Annotated in this window: 15 protein-coding genes; 9 read left to right on the forward strand and 6 right to left on the reverse strand. The window is 69.3% G+C overall.

Going from position 1 to position 17,613, the window contains the following annotated elements; translation table 11 throughout:
* The first annotated feature begins 21 nt into the window (after positions 1–21).
* From ABEA33_RS13555 to ABEA33_RS13565, 3 genes are read left to right on the forward strand one after another with little or no spacing between them, the layout of a single operon-like run.
* On the forward strand, positions 22–2,517 hold the full coding sequence (locus ABEA33_RS13555) for a xanthine dehydrogenase family protein molybdopterin-binding subunit (RefSeq protein ID WP_345527319.1): 2,496 nt from the start codon (positions 22–24) through the stop codon (positions 2,515–2,517).
* Complete coding sequence (locus tag ABEA33_RS13560) at positions 2,514–3,368, forward strand: FAD binding domain-containing protein (RefSeq protein ID WP_345527320.1); 855 nt, start codon at positions 2,514–2,516, stop codon at positions 3,366–3,368. Before ABEA33_RS13555 ends, ABEA33_RS13560 begins: the two co-directional genes overlap by 4 nt.
* Before the next feature lie 5 nt (positions 3,369–3,373).
* A complete protein-coding gene (locus ABEA33_RS13565; RefSeq protein WP_345527321.1) occupies positions 3,374–4,072 on the forward strand; it encodes an SRPBCC family protein in 699 nt (232 codons plus the stop codon).
* A 188-nt stretch (positions 4,073–4,260) separates the two neighbouring features.
* On the opposite strand, the gene ABEA33_RS13570 is transcribed toward ABEA33_RS13565, so the two are convergent.
* Positions 4,261–5,601, reverse strand: coding sequence for an MFS transporter (locus ABEA33_RS13570; protein WP_345527322.1), 1,341 nt, complete (start codon positions 5,599–5,601; stop codon positions 4,261–4,263).
* A gap of 80 nt (positions 5,602–5,681) precedes the next feature.
* On the opposite strand from ABEA33_RS13570, the gene ABEA33_RS13575 reads away from it, so the two are divergent.
* On the forward strand, positions 5,682–7,439 hold the full coding sequence (locus tag ABEA33_RS13575; RefSeq protein WP_345527323.1) for a DUF2207 domain-containing protein: 1,758 nt from the start codon (positions 5,682–5,684) through the stop codon (positions 7,437–7,439).
* 71 nt (positions 7,440–7,510) lie between these two features.
* Positions 7,511–8,074: a LemA family protein gene (locus ABEA33_RS13580; RefSeq protein ID WP_345527324.1), complete on the forward strand. Its 564-nt coding sequence runs from the start codon at positions 7,511–7,513 to the stop codon at positions 8,072–8,074.
* A gap of 10 nt (positions 8,075–8,084) precedes the next feature.
* On the opposite strand, the gene ABEA33_RS13585 is transcribed toward ABEA33_RS13580, so the two are convergent.
* From ABEA33_RS13585 to ABEA33_RS13595, 3 genes are all read right to left on the reverse strand, one after another.
* On the reverse strand, positions 8,085–8,936 hold the full coding sequence (locus tag ABEA33_RS13585) for a hypothetical protein (protein WP_345527325.1): 852 nt from the start codon (positions 8,934–8,936) through the stop codon (positions 8,085–8,087).
* The gene (locus tag ABEA33_RS13590) at positions 8,937–9,539 is read right to left on the reverse strand and encodes a hypothetical protein (RefSeq protein WP_345527326.1); all 603 of its coding nucleotides are present in this window, start codon (positions 9,537–9,539) and stop codon (positions 8,937–8,939) included.
* Positions 9,540–9,638: 99 nt separating this feature from the next.
* Positions 9,639–10,496, reverse strand: coding sequence for an aldo/keto reductase (locus ABEA33_RS13595; protein WP_345527327.1), 858 nt, complete (start codon positions 10,494–10,496; stop codon positions 9,639–9,641).
* Between the two features lie 67 nt (positions 10,497–10,563).
* Here ABEA33_RS13595 and ABEA33_RS13600 point away from each other — a divergent pair, with 67 nt between their 5' ends.
* Together ABEA33_RS13600 and ABEA33_RS13605 are read left to right on the forward strand one after the other, a co-directional pair.
* Positions 10,564–11,520, forward strand: coding sequence for an iron-containing redox enzyme family protein (locus ABEA33_RS13600; RefSeq protein WP_345527328.1), 957 nt, complete (start codon positions 10,564–10,566; stop codon positions 11,518–11,520).
* Positions 11,517–11,726 (forward strand): CDGSH iron-sulfur domain-containing protein, encoded by a 210-nt coding sequence (locus ABEA33_RS13605; RefSeq protein ID WP_345527329.1) that lies wholly within the window; start codon positions 11,517–11,519, stop codon positions 11,724–11,726. Before ABEA33_RS13600 ends, ABEA33_RS13605 begins: the two co-directional genes overlap by 4 nt.
* A gap of 10 nt (positions 11,727–11,736) precedes the next feature.
* Here ABEA33_RS13605 and ABEA33_RS13610 read toward each other — a convergent pair whose 3' ends face one another.
* Both ABEA33_RS13610 and ABEA33_RS13615 read right to left on the reverse strand, forming a co-directional pair.
* Positions 11,737–12,366, reverse strand: a complete 630-nt coding sequence (locus ABEA33_RS13610; RefSeq protein WP_345527330.1) for a methyltransferase — start codon at positions 12,364–12,366, stop codon at positions 11,737–11,739.
* 95 nt (positions 12,367–12,461) lie between these two features.
* A complete protein-coding gene (locus ABEA33_RS13615; RefSeq protein WP_345527331.1) occupies positions 12,462–13,091 on the reverse strand; it encodes an alpha-ketoglutarate-dependent dioxygenase AlkB in 630 nt (209 codons plus the stop codon).
* A gap of 188 nt (positions 13,092–13,279) precedes the next feature.
* On the opposite strand from ABEA33_RS13615, the gene ABEA33_RS13620 reads away from it, so the two are divergent.
* Both ABEA33_RS13620 and ABEA33_RS13625 read left to right on the forward strand, forming a co-directional pair.
* A complete protein-coding gene (locus tag ABEA33_RS13620; protein WP_345527332.1) occupies positions 13,280–17,086 on the forward strand; it encodes an HtaA domain-containing protein in 3,807 nt (1,268 codons plus the stop codon).
* 130 nt (positions 17,087–17,216) lie between these two features.
* Positions 17,217–17,588, forward strand: coding sequence for a hypothetical protein (locus tag ABEA33_RS13625; RefSeq protein WP_345527333.1), 372 nt, complete (start codon positions 17,217–17,219; stop codon positions 17,586–17,588).
* Positions 17,589–17,613: the final 25 nt, after the last annotated feature.

Raw genomic sequence — 17,613 nt, forward strand, 5'->3', positions numbered from 1 at the left:
ACACTTTGGAGGGGACCCCGCATGACCGCCACCCAGGAGCGCCCGTCCGACGAGATCGAGAAGGAGATCGGCCGCGACCGGCGCCGCAAGGAGGACCAGCGGCTGATCACCGGCCGCACCCGGTGGACCGACAACATCGTCCTTCCGGGGATGCTGCACCTCGCGATGGTCCGCAGCCCGTTCGCGCACGCGACCATCACCAGCATCGAGACGGCAGATGCCAAGGCGTCCACCAACGTCGTCGACGTGCTCACCGGCGCCGACTTCGGCGCCGAGCTCGGCGCCATCATCAACGCGTGGCCGATCACCCCGGATCAAGTCACGCCCGCGCACTCGCCGATGCCGTCCGACCGGGTCGCCTTCGCCGGCGAGATCGTCGCCGTCGTCATCGCGCGTACGGCGGCCGAGGCACGCGACGCGGCCGAGCTCGTCGAGGTGGAGTACGACGAGCTGCCGGCTGCCCTCGACCTCAAGAAGTCGGCCGCCGACGAGGTCCTCGCGCACCCCGACCTCGGCACCAACAAGTCGGCCCTGTGGGTCTTCGACTCCGGCGAGGCCGGCACCGGTGGCAACGTCGAGGACGCGATCGCCAAGGCGCGCACCGACGGCATCGTGATCGAGCGCGAGTACCGCCAGCAGCGGCTGATCCCGGCGTTCATGGAGCCCCGCAGCGTGGTGGTCGACCCGACGGGTGAGCAGTACACGATGTGGTCGGCGACCCAGATCCCGCACATCGTGCGGTTCGCGCTGGCCGCCACTACCGGCGTACCCGAGTCCAAGATCAGGGTGATCGCGCCCGACGTCGGAGGCGGCTTCGGCGGCAAGCTCCAGGTGACGCCGGAGGAGTGGATCGCCTGGGCGGTCGGTCGCCGGCTGGGCAAGCCGGTGAAGTACACCGAGACCCGCTCCGAGTCCCTGATGAGCGCCCATCACGGCCGCGACCAGTGGCAGAAGCTCACGCTGTCGGCGGAGAAGGACGGCACCGTCACCGGCCTCAAGGTCGAGCTGCTCGCGGACCTCGGCGCGTACGTCGCCATCGTCGGCGGCGGCGTCCCGGTGCTCGGGGCCTTCATGTTCAACGCGATCTACAAGTTCCCCGCGTACCACTTCGCCGTCCAGACGGTCCTCACCAACAAGGCCTGGACCGACGCCTACCGAGGCGCCGGCCGCCCGGAGGCGACGTATGCCATCGAGCGGCTGATGTCGGAGCTCGCCGCCGAGGTCGGCGTCGACCCGCTGGAGATCCGCGAGAAGAACTGGATCAAGCACGAGGAGTTCCCGTTCACCACGGTGGCCGGGCTCGAGTACGACTCCGGCAACTACGAGGCGGCGACTGCGAAGGCCAGGGAGATGTTCGGGTACGACGAGCTTCGGGCCGAGCAGATGGCGCGCCGGGCCTCCGGTGACACGGTGCAGCTCGGCATCGGCATCTCGACCTTCACCGAGATGTGCGGCCTGGCGCCGAGTCGGGTCCTCGGCCAGCTCGACTACGGTGCGGGTGGCTGGGAGCACGCGAGCGTGCGGATGCTGGCCACCGGCAAGGTCGAGGTCGTGACCGGCGCCTCGGCGCACGGGCAGGGCCACGAGACGGCGTTCAGCCAGATCGTGGCCGACCGGCTCGGCGTCGCGTTCGAGGACGTCGAGGTGCTGCACGGCGACACTCAGATCTCCCACAAGGGCTTGGACACCTACGGGTCACGGTCTCTGGTCGTCGGCGGTGAGGCACTGGTCAAGGCGGCCGACAAGGTGATCGAGAAGGCCAAGCCGATCGCCGCCCACCTGCTCGAGGCGTCGGTCGACGACCTCGAGTTCTCCGGTGGCCGGTTCTCGGTGCGGGGCACCGACCAGGGCATGGCCATCGGCGAGATCTCGACCGCCGTCTTCGCCGCGCACAACCTGCCGGACGGCGTGGAGCCGAGCATCGACGCAGAGGCGACCTACGACCCGGTGAACTTCAACTACCCGCACGGCACCCACCTCTGCGCCATGGAGGTGGACACCGAGACGGGGGCGGTGAAGATGCGCAAGTACGTCTGCGTCGATGACATCGGCAACATCGTCAACCCGCTCATCGTCTCCGGCCAGGTCCACGGCGGCCTGGTGCAGGGGATCGCGCAGGCGCTGTGGGAGGAGGCGGTGTACGACGACTCCGGCACGCTGGTGTCCGGCTCGTTCGTCGACTACCTGCTGCCCACCGCGGCCGACACGATCAGCTTCGACATCGAGCACACGACGACGCCGTCGCTGACCAACACCCTCGGGACGAAGGGCGTCGGCGAGGCCGGCACCATCGCCTCGACACCTGCGGTCGTCAACGCGGTCGTCGACGCCGTACGCCACCTCGGGGTCAACGACATCCAGATGCCGTGCACGCCCGAGCGGGTGTGGAAGGCGATCAACGGCCCAGGCGCCGGCGGCGACACCGAGGGTGCGGCGATGCCCCACTTCGAGTCCGGGGGAGCCGCGGGCAACCAGGAGCAACCCGGCCAGTCCTCCACGGAAGGAGCCGGCGCATGATTCCCGCCGCGTTCGACTACGTCGCCCCGACCACGGTCGAGGCCGCGCTCGCCGCTCTCGCGCAGTACGGCGACGAGGCCAAGATCATCGCCGGCGGGCAGAGCCTGCTGCCGGTGCTCCGGATGCGGCTCAACGCGCCGGAGTGGGTCATCGACCTCGGCAAGATCGAGTCGCTGCGCGGCATCCGCGACGACGGCGACGCGATCGTGATCGGCGCGATGACGCCGCACTCGGTCGTCGGCTCCGACCCGCTCGTCGCCGAGCACGCGGCGCTGATCACCAAGGCGGTCGAGCACCTCGCCGACGCCCAGGTGCGGCACCGCGGCACCTTCGGCGGTGCGCTCGCGCACGCCGATCCCGCGGGCGATCTCGGGGCGCCCGCGTTGGCGCTCGGCGCCGAGTTCGTGATCGCGGGGTCCGGTGGCACCCGGACCGTCGCGGCAGACGACTTCTTCGTCGACCTCTTCGAGACCGCGATCGGCGAGGACGAGATCCTCACCGAGGTGCGGATCCCGAAGCGGACCGGCTGGGGTGCGACGTACGAGAAGTTCGTCCGGGTCGCCCACCAGTGGCCGATCGTCGCGGTCGCCGCGACCGTGCGGGTCGAGGGTGGCACCATCGCCGAGGCGCGGATCGGGCTCACCAACATGGGCAACACCCCGCTACGGGCGCGGGCGGTCGAGGACGCGCTCGCGGGACAGCCGGCCACCGACGACGCCGTACGCGCGGCTGCTGCGCTGGCCGCCGAGGGCACCAACCCGCCCTCGGACCTCAACGGCGACTCCGACTACCGGCGCCACCTGGCGACGGTGCTGACCCGGCGCGCCGTACTCAACGCTGCAGGGGCCTGAGGCCCGTGGACCTGACGCACCGCTTCACCGTCCCGACCTCGGTCGACGAGACCTGGGCGCACTTCCAGGACATCGCCTCGGTGGCCGAGTGCTTCCCGGGCGCCACGGTCACGTCGGCCGACGGCGACAGCTTCGCGGGCTCGGTGAAGGTCAAGCTCGGCCCGATCGCCCTGGTCTACAACGGCTCCGGCACGTTCGTGGAGAAGGACGAGGCCGCCCATCGCTTCCTCGTCGACGCGAAGGGGCGTGACAAGCGCGGCAACGGTACGGCGGGCGCGAAGGTCACGCTCACCATGACCGACGCCGCGGCCGGTGGGACCGACGTCGAGGTCGTCACCGACCTGGCGATCACCGGGAAGCCCGCCCAGTTCGGGCGCGGGGTCATGCAGGACGTCTCGGACAAGCTGCTCGGGCAGTTCGTGGAGTGCCTGGAGCAACGTCTGAGTGCGGAGTCCACGGGGGCATCGCAAGCGACGACTCTCGCGGCCGATCCGGAACCCGAGACCGCCTCGGCCGCCGAACCGCGGTCTGAGGGGCCAAAACGTCAGGGAGTGCCCCCGATGGCTGCCTCGCAGCCCCAGCAGGACGACGCGCTCAACCTCGGCTCAGCCGTGCTGCCCGTGCTGGCCAAGACCTACTGGAAGCCGGCCGTCGGTGTGGTCGTCGTGGTGGGCCTGGTCATCTGGTGGGTCGCGAGTCGCTGATTCCCGGGTCGTGTGCCTGAGCGCGCGCTATAGCGCGCGCTCAGGCACACGACCCGATGCAGATGGTCACCGGGGGATCCAGAACTGCCAGTCGTCGGGCGCGCTCGGCCAGGGCCAGAACATCGGTCAACAGGCTAGGTATTCGAACGCGCGAGTGTGTCGCTTTGGCAAGAGCGCCCTCAGCCGGCTCACTCCAGGGAGCTCGACCGGGTCTTCGGCGTCGGCTCGGGTACGGCGGCCGGGTCGGTGACCAGCTCGGGCTCGCGGATGCCGTTGACGCCCGGCGGCAGCTGGGGCTCGAGGCGGGCGATGGCGAGCACGCCGAGGAGCAGGCAACCGGCGACCAGGGTGCCGATGTAGACGCTGTCGAGGTGGTGGCCGATCAGGAAGCCGGCGATCGGCGGCGCGATGATCTGCGCGAGCTGGAAGGCCGCCGAGCTCGCGGCGTTGTAGCGACCGCGCAGGTGGTCAGGCGCTAGGTCGTTGACGAGTGCCGGCACGGTCGGCTGCAGCAGGGTCTCGCCGAAGGCGAAGACCGAGGCGCACGCGGCGACCAGCATGGTCGCGCCCCAGGTGCCGGAGACCAGCCCGGTCGCCCCGAGCAGCAGCCACGACACCGCCCAGACCGCGGCCATCACGGCGATGATCCGGGTGCGCCGGTGCCCTTCGATGCGCTGGAGTACGACGAGCTGGAGCAGCACGATCACCAGCGTGTTCGCCGCGAACGCGAAGCCGAGCCCCTGCGTCGAGATCTCGCCCACCGAGCGGGCGTACGCCGGCATGCCGGCGTTGAGCTGCGAGTAGCCGACGTACGACGAGACGAAGCTGATGACCAGCATCGAGGCGACCGCGGGGCGGCGTACGACGTCGAGGTAGCCGACCTTCTCCTTCGCCTCGTCGTGGTGCTCGACCCGGCCGGCGACGTGGCGCAGGGGGACGATCATCAAGAAGAGCGCGGGCAGGTAGCTGAGCGCGTCGCCGAGGTAGATCGCCTGGAACGTCGCCACGTGGTCGACCCGCACCACCATGCCGGCGACCAGGCCACCGATGCCGATGCCGAGGTTGAGCAGGGTGAAGTTGACCCCGAAGTAGCGCTGCCGCAGCTCGGAGGGGATGACGGCCGCGATGAACGCCTGGAAGCCCGGCCACGAGACGCCGAAGGCGACACCGGAGAGCAGCAGGGCTACGGCTGCGACCGCCTGGGTAGAGGCGAAGGCGAGCACCACGTTGCCGATGACCTGGAGGACCAGTGCGCCGATGAGGATCCGGCGGGCTCCCCACCGGTCGATCGCCGCACCACCAGGCCCGACGACGAGGAAGCCCACCAGTGGCGGCAGGGCGAGCAGCAGGCCCGCGTCGCTGAGCGCGAAGCCACGCACCTCGTGCAGGTAGACGATGTTGAAGGGCAGCACGAGACCGGTGCCGATGAACTCGAACACGACCACCGAGAGCAGGAGCTTGCCCTCGCGGGGCAGGTCGTGCCAGAACGAGCGGAGCGTGAGGGGACCGGGGCTGGTGCTGCTGGACATCAGGGGTGAGTGTGCCAAGCGGTACGGACACTCGGCGAATCCTTATTCGCCGACCCCGGCGACCCCCTAGGCTCCGGCTCATGAAGCGTCTCGTCGGCTGGGTCCTGGGCGTGCTCGCCGTCGTGCTGCTGGTCGCTTGGCCGGCCGCCATCTACGGCGAGCTCGGCGACGACGAGGGTGTCGCGAAGACCGAGGACACCACGATCACCTCGTACGTCGGCGACTTCCGGGTCGATGACGACGGTGACCTCGCGGCGACCGAGACCCTGACGGTGGACTTCCCGATCTCGGGCAGGCACGGCATCTTCCGGTTCTGGAACCTCGAGGACGACAACGCCCCCGACTCCCGGCGTACGCCTCACGACGTCGAGGTCACAATGGACGGTGGCGACGTCCCCGTCGAGATGTTGTGGCAGGCAGGCGGGCAGTACCGCGTCGCCAAGATCGGCGACCCGGACTCCACGGTCCCGACGGGCGAGCACGTCTACGAGATCAGCTACCGCGTGGACGGGGTGCTGCTGCCCGGCAGCGGCGACGCCCCCACAGACTTCTACTGGAACCTGATCCCCCCAGGCTGGGCTCAGGAGATCGTGGCGGCCGACCTGACCGTGCACCTGCCCACCCTTGCCGAGGATGTGCAGTGTGCGGTCGGTGCCGACGAGCAGGGCTGCACGGTCGAGGGCGAGGGCACCGACACCCTGCACGTCACTGCCAGCGACCTGGCACCGCGCACCGCGGTCACGGTGAAGACGGGTCTCGACATGGAGACCCCGGCGGCCGGCGGCGTGCTGCCGTGGCCGGCGGCGTACGACCCCGTGCTCGGCTCGAACGTCGCCGTCCTCGCGCTGGTGCTGCTGCTGTCGGTCGTCGCCGCCGTCGCGGGCTACCTGCTGGCGCGCAGCACCCGGGAGACGGAGCCGGGCTTCCCGCTCATGTACGCGCCACCGGACGGGATCGGACCGGCCCAGGCGGCGTACCTGGTCAGCGAGCAGGTCGACGACGAGCAGTACGTCGCCACGCTGATGTACGCCGCCGAGAAGGGCGCGATCGACCTCGACCGGGGCGACAGCGCCTGGACGATCACCGACAAGCAGGGCGCGGCCGGTTGGGCGGGCCTGGACCCGGTCACCTCCGGCGTCGCGCATCTCCTCGGCGGCCCCGGCACGTCGTTCGTCGCTTCCCCCACCGATGTGGAGGCCGGGAAGAGACTGAAGACCGAGATGTCCACCTTCGAGTCGAGCACGGCGTCGTGGGCGTCCTCCAACGGCCTGATGACCCGGAGCGGGCTTGGGCGTCTTGGGTGGGTCGTCATCGGTGCCTGTGCGGTCCTCGTGCTCGGCACCGTCTTCGTCAACCCGTTCCAGATGACCGCCATCGGTCTCATCCCCGGTCTGTTCGCCGTCTTCGGTTTCGGCATCGCCGGCGCCGGCGCTGGCACCCGCCGCACCAAGGCCGGCCGCGACCTGTGGTCGCGCGCCGGCGGCTTCAAGCGGATCCTGTCGACGTCGTCGGCGCAGGACCGCTTCGACTTCTCCGGCCGACAGGAGCTCTACACGGCCTACATCCCGTGGGCCGTCGCCTTCGGCTGCGCCGACGAGTGGGCCGAGAAGTACCGCACGGAGATGGCCAGCGAACCGCCGGTCCCGTCGTACTTCGGGCACGCGTACGCCGGCGCCTACGCCGGGTCCGCCGTCTCGTCGATGGTCTCCGACTTCAACAGCACCGTCAGCTCCGCCATCTCGGCGTACGACGCCACGCAGTCCTCCTCGTCCTCGGGAGGGGGCGGCGGGTTCAGCGGTGGTGGCGGCGGCGGTGGCGGTGGCGGCGGCTCCTGGTGACCCCGATACCTTCCCAGCACCCCAACGATCAGCACCCCAACGACCTGCACCCCATGAACTGAGGAGTTCACATGCTCATCGCCATCATCGTCGTCGTGGTGCTCGTCGCCATCGTGGGCTTCGTCGTCTTCGGCTTCAACAAGCTGCGCACCACGGACATCGGCGCCCAGGAGGCGCTCGGCGGCATCGACGTCCAGCTCACCCGGCGCGCCGACCTGATCCCCAACCTGGTCGAGACGGTCAAGGGCTACGCCGCCCACGAGAAGGGCGTCTTCGAGGAGGTCACCCGGGCGCGCGCCGCCGTCGCGACCGCCGCGAAGGGCGACGACGTCCCGGCCAAGGCTGCCGCCGACGCCGAGCTCAGCCAGGCCCTGGTCAAGGTCAACGCGGTCGCCGAGGCCTACCCCGACCTCAAGGCGAACACGAACTTCCTCGAGCTCCAGAAGCAACTCGCCGAGACCGAGAACCAGATCTCGTTCGCCCGCCAGTACTACAACGACGCCGTGGCGACGCTCAACAAGCTGACCCAGACCATCCCGTGGATGTTCCTCACCGGCATCGCCAACGTGCACAAGCGGGACTTCTACGATGCCCCCGACGGCCAGGACGTCGCGCCGACGGTCAGCTTCGAGTAGCGACGGCCGCTCACGGCGGCTGGTCGACGAACCGGAATTTCACCCGGACGTCGTCGAGGTCGAAGACGAGCGTGGAGTTGCTGGGGGTCCACCGGTCCGGGACCAGGAACATCCGGTCGCCGGCCTGGACCAGCAGGCGCAAGCCGTAGTAGCGGTAGCGGAAGGTCTGGCCCTTCTCCGGCTCGGCGCCCTCGGTCGGCGCGAGGGTCTTCTCCGTCGTGACGCCGTCGCGCAGGTAGAGCCGCTCGGGGGTGTCGAGCACGACGGCCGGGAGGTCGCCGAGGTTCTGCGCGGTGTGCCGTGCGATACCGCGTCCGGTCCACTGGGCAAGCGTCGCTGTCGCCCAGAACGTCGAGACCACGATGAACACCACGAGGAGAGCGACCACGGCGAGCGGCAGCCCGAGCGGCCGCCCGGCGAGCGAGGCCAAGCCGGCACCGGTCGCGAGCACCAGAGGCGTCAGAAGCGCGTAGCCCGCCCAGCCGCCGATGACCGAGTACGCGAACACCAGGACCAGCCCGACCACCAGGAGGAGGCCACCCGTCGCGGCGGTGGCGAGGGTCGCCCTCCGTCCGACTCGGCCAGAGCGGAACACGGCCATCCCGCCGGCCGTCGCGGCGGCGAGCAGGATCACCAGCAGTGCGGGCACCAGGATCCCCTGGGGGCTGCGCATCACGAACTCACGCGTGCCCATGCCCAGGGTGTCCACGTCGACACCGAAGTAGGAGTACTGGGCCCGAGACGAGACGTAGCCGAAGTAGAAGAGCAGAGCGGTCACGAACGTCACCGGCGCGATGAAGGTCGTCGCGAGCGTCAGCCAGCGCTCCCACGAGCGGCTCGGCTCCGCACCCTCGTCGGACATCTACTCGGTCCCGTCAGACGGTGGGTCCGTCGTGGAGGGGGTCTCGAGAGATTCCGACTCGCTCCCCTCGATCACCAGGACGGCCGTCTGGGTGACGAGCTCCTCCTTGAACCGGTCGCAGGCGGCCTGGTCGTCGCAGTACGCCGTCCCGTCCGCACCGATCTCCAGGGTGGCTGGTGTCTCGCCGGTCCACCGCACGCCGAGGTTGCAGGACGTCTGCCCCGTCCGGAAGGTGACACCCCCGAGGCAGGCCGGCCCGGCGCCGGCACAGGCGCTGGCGTCGACACTCACATGGTCCGGCAGGTGGAACTTCGTGATGGCGACCTCGATGCCCTCGGGGATCTGCTCACCCGGGCCGACCCAGGCCACCGTGCCGCAGCCGCTGGGACTGGTGGTGGTCAGGGCGGTGTCGGGGACCAGCCCGCCGATGGGGAGGCCGGGCAGGGGCGCGCTCGGCTGGTCGCCGCCGGGGTTCGGTGCGTCGACTTCGCCGTCCGCGCCCGCCTGCGACACGGGTTCGTCGCCCGGCTCCGGGTCCGAGCCGCAGCCTCCGACCAGCAGCGCCGCGGTGAGCAGCCCCACCGCGACCGTCGATGTCCTCATGGCGGTCACCTCCAGCGCGGAGCACGGATTGCTCCGTCACTGAGAGGTGGCCGCCGCGAGTGGCCAGATACCTCGGGCAGACCGACCAGCCGGGACCTGTCAGCCCAGGTCGGACAGTGCCGAGAACTCCTCGTCCGTCAGCTCGATGCCGGCAGCGGCCGTGTTGGACTCGAGGTGCGCGACGCTCGACGTGCCCGGGATCGGGAGCATCACCGGCGACCGCCGCAGCAGCCACGCCAGTGCGAGCTGCGACGGCGTCGCGTCGTGGCGCTTGGCCGCCTCCGCGAGCGGACCGTCCTCCTTGGACAGCTCGCCGGTCGCGAGCGGGAACCACGGGATGAAGCCGATGCCCTCGGCCTCGCAGTAGTCCAGGACGTCCTCGGAGCTGCGGTTGGCGAGGTTGTAGAGGTTCTGGACGGTGGTGATCTCCGCGACCTCGCGCGCGGCCTTGATCTGCTCGACGCTCACCTCGGACAGCCCGATGTGGCGGACCTTGCCCTCGTCCTGCAGCGCCTTGAACTCCCCGACCTGGTCCTCCAGCGGGTACGCCGCGTCGATCCGGTGCAGCTGGAAGAGGTCGATGGTCTCCACGCCGAGCCGGCGCAGGCTCAGCTCGCACTGCTGGCGGAGGTACGGCGGGTAGCCGACCGGCGTCCAGATGTGCGGCCCCTGCCGGGTCAGGCCCGCCTTGGTCGCGATGACCACGTCGTCGGCGTACGGGTGCAGGGCGTCCTTGAGCAGCTGCTCGGCCGTCTCCGGGCCGTACGAGTCGGCGGTGTCGAAGAACGTGATGCCGAGCTCGACGCTCCGCCGCAGCACCGTCATCGCGGTGTCGTGATCCTTGGCCGGTCCCCACACGCCCTCGCCGGGGAGCTGCATGGTGCCGTAGCCAAGTCGGACGACGGGCAGGTCGCCGCCTATGTCGAAGGTCCCTGAGCTGTTGGCGATGTTGGTCATGCCTCATTCGTACTACCTCCTCCAAGAGGGTGAGTCTGTGTCTCGCGCGAACGGGTACTCCACGGACATGGATCTGCCGACCCCACGGGGCCCCCTGACCGAGACGCTCTTCGGCGCGCTCCGGTCGGGAGACGACTTCTTCGCGGTGCTGACCGCCCTGCCCGACGCCGACCCGGGCGACTCCGCGCTCGCGCTGTGGGTGCTGCACCAGCTGCACTACCGCGACTTCACCGGCGTGCCCGACGACCTGGAGTGGGACGCGCAGCTGCTCCGGCTGCGCGGCCTGCTCGAGCGCGACCTCGAGCAGCGGCTGCGCTCCCGGTTCACGGCGCCAACAGGGCTGGGCTTCGTCGCCGACTTCTTCGACTGGGTCGCCGAGCACGACGGCGCCTCGATCGCTGCGCACGTGCACCGCGACGCGACCCGGGAGCAGGTGCTGGAGCTGACCCGGATGCGCTCGATCTACCACCTCATGGAGACCGACCCGACCGCGTGGGTCGTGCCGCGGCTCGGCGTACGCGCCAAGGCCGGCCTGATGGAGCTGCTGTACGACGAGTACGGCGCCGGCGACCCCAACCGCCTCCACCACCACCTCTACGCGCGTGGCATGGAGGCGAGTGGGCTCGACGCGTCGTACGGCGCGTACATCGACGAGGTGCCGCTGGAGGTCCTGGAGCAGAACAACGCCCAGTCGCTCTTCGGCCTGAACCGCCGGCTGCGCGGCGCTGCGCTCGGCCACCTCGCGGCCTTCGAGGCCACGAGCTCGTTGCCGTCGTCGCGGATGGTGCAGGGTCTCGAGCGGCTCGGCTTCCCTCGGGAGTACGTCGACTACTACGCAGAGCACGTCGAGGCCGATGCCGTGCACGAGCAGGTCGCGGTCCACGTGATCTGTGGCGGCCTCCTGGCCGACGAGCCGCAACTGGAAGGCGACCTGTGGTTCGGTGCGTTCACCGCCCTCGACCTCGAGGACCGCGTCGCCCGCTCGGTGCTCGCGCGCTGGGAGTCCCAGGAGGCGGTGGCATGAGCGACGTCTTCGACCATCCCGACGCGATCCGCTGTCCCGGAGGCCCGCTGCTCATCCGCGGCGACCACACGGTCGAGGACCCCGGTGGCATCCCGCACGGCACGACCCGGCCGGTCTCGGCGGTCTGCCGCTGCCTGAAGTCGGGGTCGCTGCCGTGGTGCGACGGCACCCACAAGGTGCTGCCGAAGGAGCTGCGGCCAACGTAGATGGTGCTCTCTAGCGCCGATCGACCCGCACGAGCACCCCGCGATCGTGCCAGCGCACCTCGGTGACGCTCAGCTCGTCGCCGCGCAGCCGCTCGCGCGCCGCGTCGAACTGCTCGTGGGTGCCGAGTTGGAGGAGCAGCGTGCCTCCTGGGGTGAGATGGAGGCGTGCGGTGTCGAGACAGGTCCAGGCGACGTCCATGCCGTCGTCGCCACCGTCGATCGCCAGGAGCGGGTCCTCGGGGTAGCGCCCGGTCTCGGCGCGACGGACCCACGGCGGGTCGGCGATGACCATCGCGAACCGTTCGCTGTCGCGCAGCATCTCGTCGATCGCTCCCTCGCGGACCTGCACCCGGTCCGACATCCCCGCGGCATCCGCGTTGTGCCGGGCGTAGTCGCACGCCACCGGGCTGAGGTCGACGCACACCAGCTGGCGATCGCTGTCGGCCACGGCGAGCAGACCGATCTGCCCGGCGCCCGAGCACAGCTCGAGCACGCTCCCCGGCGGCGCGGTCGGCAGGATCTCGCCCGCCCACGCTGACTGGGCGACGGTCCAGGGGCGCGGCTCGAGGACGCGGCCGTCGTACGCGATGCGGAGCGGGCCGAAGTCCATCTCCTCCGGCTCGGCGGTGACGCTGTTCATGGCCGCGCTGTACCCATCAACGACGTCGGCAAGCGCGAGCCCCGGTGGTTGAGGTGCGAGGAGCGCCAGCGACGAGCCTCGAAACCACGCCGACCTCAGAACACGTTGAGTGGCCGGAACTGGACGGACACCCGCGGCCCGGCGTGCGCCACCTTGGGGACGGCATGCTCCCACGTGCGCTGGCACGAGCCGCCCATCACCAGCAGGTCCCCGTGCCCCATCTCGATCGAGATCGACGGCCCGCCGATCCGCGGTCGCAGCGCGAGCCGGCGCGGATCGCCGAGAGAGACGATCGCGACCATCGTGTCCTGGGTCTTGCCGCGGCCGATGGTGTCGCCGTGCCAGGCCACGCTGTCGCGACCATCGCGGTAGTAGCAGCAGCCCGCGGTGACGAACGGCTCGCCGAGCTCGGGGCGGTAGTGCGCCGACAGCGCCCCACGCGCCCGCGCCAGGGCCGGATGGGGGAGCGGCTCGCCGACGCCGTACGTGTGCAGCAGACGGGGTACGGCGACCTCGCGGTCGTACATCTGGCGTCGCTCCGCGCGCCACGGCACGTCCTGCACCATGGCGGCGAAGACGTCATCCGCCTCGGGCAGCCACGCCGGACAGATGTCGACCCAGGCGCCACGCGTCAGCTCCCGGCGTACGACGCGGTCGAAGGTCGGGGCGTCGACGCTGGCAGTCCCGAAGCTGGGCGCCCCGAACAGCGAACCCTGGAAGTCCATGGAGCGAGACTACTTCGAATCGAACAAATGTTCTATGTAGCTGAGGTCGCGGCCCACCGACCTCGTCGGTCTCCACTGGGATGGCCTTCGCGAACGGCGTCGAACCGTTCGTCCTGACCTGGAGCGAATCGCAGGCCGCTCGTCAATTAGGATAGGCTTGCCTAATCACCTAGATAGAGGATGGCGGCATGTCCGAGACACCTACGGTGCCCGAAGGCGCCAGCAAGCCCGCGTACCTGCAGCGTTGGTGGAGTCGGCTGTGCGTCCTCACCCTGCTGCTCGGCACGCTGGGCTTTGTCACGGCGTCCCCGGCTTCGGCCGAGGAGATCGCCATCACCGAAGGCACCGTGACCTGGGGTCTCAAGCAGTCTTGGCGCACCTACATAGGCGAGGCCGGCACCACAGTCTCTGGCGGCGTCACGCGCGCGGTCGACGGTGCCTTCGTGTGGCCCGTTGAGTCCGGCGCCTACGACGACTCGACCAAGACCCTTGAGCTCGATCTCGGCGGCAGTGCCCACTTCGAGGCCCACGAGGGTGCGCTCGATCTGACGATCAGCGGGCTCAAGCTCGTCATTGATGGCGAGACTCAAGCGCTGTTCGGCAAGCTGCAGAGCAAGAACCTCGACACCGGTGCGATGGTCGACTACGGCTTGGTGCCGCTGGCCGACATCGACCTCGACAGCGGAGCGCCGACCGTCACCGGCGGCACGACGACGTGGACGCCGCTGACGTCCTATCTCGCACCGGAGGCAGCCAAGGCTTTCGCCGGCTTCTACGGCAGCGGGATCGCCATCGACCCGGTTTCCATGACCTACACCGGACCCGGCGGTAAGCCGGTCGTCACCAAGGAGAGCTGGGACGCCCCCGCGACCCTCGTGTACGAGGAGATCGGCACGGCGGCGCCCATCCAGAACGCCACGGCGATCATGCCCGACTCCGACCGCAACATCGTGCACGTTGCCACGAGCACAGATCTCCGGGCGTATGCCGCGGACACGATGGAGCCGCTCGGCGCCGCCGTGACCCCGGGCCAGAGCTCCTACCCGACACCGATCCTCGACGAGTACTCCGGCGCGGTCGTCGCCAACTCCGGCGGCAAGCTCAAGGCCTTCACCTGGAATACCGCGACGAATGCCTACGACGTCACGGTGATCAGCGAGACGCCGATGTACCAGTTCAGCTACGACCCGAACTCCGCTCTGACGTGGGGCTTCAACGGAGAGGGCATCTACTACTGGATCAGCAATGGCGACGGCACCTGGTACGTCGAGAAGTTCGCGATGACGGGCCTGCCGAACGGCCGGGTCGGCTTCGCCGTCGACAGCAGCTGGACGGCCATCTTCGCCACGGCGGGCTCCCAGCCGTTCGCCGTCGATGTGACCCACAGCCCCCTGCAGCGCACCGCGCTCCCGGACGACTACCTCAACCCGACCGCCGCGCAGGCGTTCTACGGATATCCCACCGAGGCCGAGGCGCCCGCGGGCGGCGGATTCGTGCTGTCGAACTACCAGGGACAGGTCTACACCGTGAAGAGGTCCGACGGGGCCTACCGCCTGGTCGGTGCCCCCAAGATCACGGGCGGCAACCAAGTGCTGCGCGGCACGCTGGACTCCGACACAGGCACGACCTATCTCGTCGACTACGGGATGCAGCGCCTGACCGCAGTGAAGGGCGACTCGGTCGGGATCATCCCCGTCAAGGACCTCGGCATCGACTCGATCACGCCGATCGCGGCATCGGCCGACGGGGGCGTCGTGTACGCCGCCTCCTACCGCGGTGGAGCGGGCTCCGCGACCTACGGCCTGCACCGCTACCGCCAGATCGGCGTCACGCCCGCCGTCACGAGCCAGCCAAAGAGCACGACAGGCACGCTCGCGATCGGTCAGGAGACGGACACCGCAAGCTTCGAGGTCGACGGCAGCCTGATCGACAGCATTCAGTGGCAGACCCGCGCCGGCGCTTCGGGGAAGTTCGCCGACATGGACGGCGAGACGAGCAAGAAGCTGACCGTGACCGTCACAAAGGACGACCAGGGACGTCAGTACCGTGCCAAGGTCACCAACCAGTTCGGCGCCATGGTCTCGGACGCGGCGATCCTGACGGTCAACACCGCGCCGGTGATCTCGGTCAACGTCTCCTCGACCGCCGTCGGGGAGGGGGCCGATGCTCTGTTCGAGGTGATGCCGGGCGGCAATCCCTACCCGAATATCACCTGGCAGCGTCGCGTCGGTGGCTTCTGGGAGGACATCAAGGCGACCGACGTCAACTACCGAGTCGATGGTGGCAGGCTCACGGTGCGGGGCACCAACCTTGAGCAGGACGGCACCTTGTTCCGCGCCCAGCTGTCGAACGTCGTCGACACGATCTTCACCAAGAGCGGCAAGCTGACGGTGAGTCCGAAGATGACGATCCCGGAGGACGGTCTGGACCTGGAGGGCGTGTCGTTGGATTGGACGGGGTCGGAGGAGTTGCAGTCGGCGCCGCCTGCCGGTGGGTCGAACTACTTCTCGGCTGGGAAGTCGAATGGCGATGAGGCGTCCTACAAGGCGGCCGATGGCAATGTGAAGGTCCAGCAGCTGTCCTCGATTGGCGCGGAGTCGGCGGCGACGTACGCGACCCGTGCGGCGCATGTGTCCAACGGTGGGTCGCAGTTGGTGCGGCTGTCCGATGGCGAAGCGAAGGTCGAGGCTGATGGTTCCGCGACAGTTGAGTGGGAGGGTTCGTGGTCGGTGAACTTCTACGGCGGGATGGTGCCGTTCACGGTCACCGATCCTGAGCTCGAGGTCGACAAGGACGGTCGCGGCACCTTGAAGGCTGACCTGTCCGGGTATGCATCGTCGATGGAGGACCCCGAGGTCAAGACTCCGCTGGACCTGGTGCAGGACGTCACGATCGCGACCTTCTCCGATGTGGAGATCGACCCGGCCGGGAAGGTCATCGTCGACCCGGACTATGCCGGGGTGGAGCTGACTGTCCCGGATGGTCAGACGCCGCAGAAGCGCACGGGTGACGGCTGGGGTTCGTGGCCGCAGGGGTTTGTGGACTTCCACGTCGCCACCGGCTTGTCGTCGTACTGGTACTCCTCGGGCGGTGCGGCCGACAGTAAGAAGCCGCCGACGCCGTTCGTGGTGGACTTCACCGACGCCGAGACGGTCGATGGCCCGTCGGTGCGGGCACCGCAGATCACGGGCCAGCCGGGATCGAAGTCGGCGTTGGTCGGGTCGGATGTCACATTGTCGGTGACCGCATCCGGCGATGACCTGTCCTACCGGTGGCAGAAGCGGATCGGGTCGTTGTGGATCGACCTCCCCGACGAGACCGACGCGACGTTGAAGCTGACCGACGTGGTGGCCGAGGATGCCGGCTCCTACCGGGTCCGACTGACCAACAGCGCAGGCTCGGTGACGTCGTCGACGGCGACGCTGACGGCGGTCGAGAACGCCTCGACCCTCACCATCACCGCGCCTTCGGCCACGACGTTCGGCAAGGCTGCGACGGTCGTGGTGAACGTGCCGGACCGGACCGGGCAGGTCACGCTGGCCGGGGTGGGTCCCGCGAAGACGGCCATGCTGGCCGCAGGCAAGGCGACGTTCGAATTGCCGAAGACGCTGGTTGCCAGGGGCTACATCCTGCGTGCTTCGTATGCCGGTGACGCCAGGTATGCGGGTGTGTCCGCGCGCAAGAAGCTCACGGTCAAGCGGGCGTCGGTGTCGTTCACGTCGTTGACGGTGACCGATAAGCCGACGAGCAAGAAGGCCGGCAAAGCCAGCGTCGTGCTCGAGTCCTCGACCGGTGCGACGGTGACCGGGAAGGCCATGGTCACGGTCAAGAAGGGCAGGTCGGCGAAGAAGGTGACCGTGACCGTGAAGAACGGGAAGGCCATCATCAAGCTGCCCAAGCTGAAGAAGGGCGCCTGGAAGATCTCGGTGTCCTACCTGAAGTCGACCAACTTCAACGCCAAGACCAAGACCACCACGGTCAAGACCACCGAGTAGAGACGAGCTGAGGTTCGAAGGGTTCGTCTGGTCCGCTGAACACCTGGTCACCATTGTGAGGCGATGGTCGCCGCCACGAGTCCGAGCCTGTCCATCCCGGCCACCGCGATGCTCGACCCACAGGTGATCGATGACCCGTACCCGTTCTACCGACGGCTCGCGTCGAGGACTTCTCGTCGAACATTCGAGGACGCATCCCGAGTTCAGCCGGATCGTCCACCAGCTACGGGGCGGGCTGTCGGCTGGTCCAGCACTGGGTGCGCCCGGCGACGTCTCGGGCCTGGTCGACCAGGCCACGAGCCTGGTCGCAGACGTCGTCCGGACCGGTCAGGCGGCGGGCGAGATCCGGGTCGGTGACCCCCGGGCGCTCGCCCACCTCTACGAAGTCATCGTCCACGAGCACGTCATCCTCGCCGCGGCCGACGACCCGCACGCCGCGAACCTCACCAGGTCCGAGCTCCACGACTTCATCGACGGTGCCCTGCGCGCGCCCTCCGGGTGAGATCAGGGCGATTCCGGTAGCGCTG

The sequence above is a fragment of the Nocardioides endophyticus genome, assembly GCF_039543845.1.
Lineage (GTDB): Bacteria > Actinomycetota > Actinomycetes > Propionibacteriales > Nocardioidaceae > Nocardioides > Nocardioides endophyticus.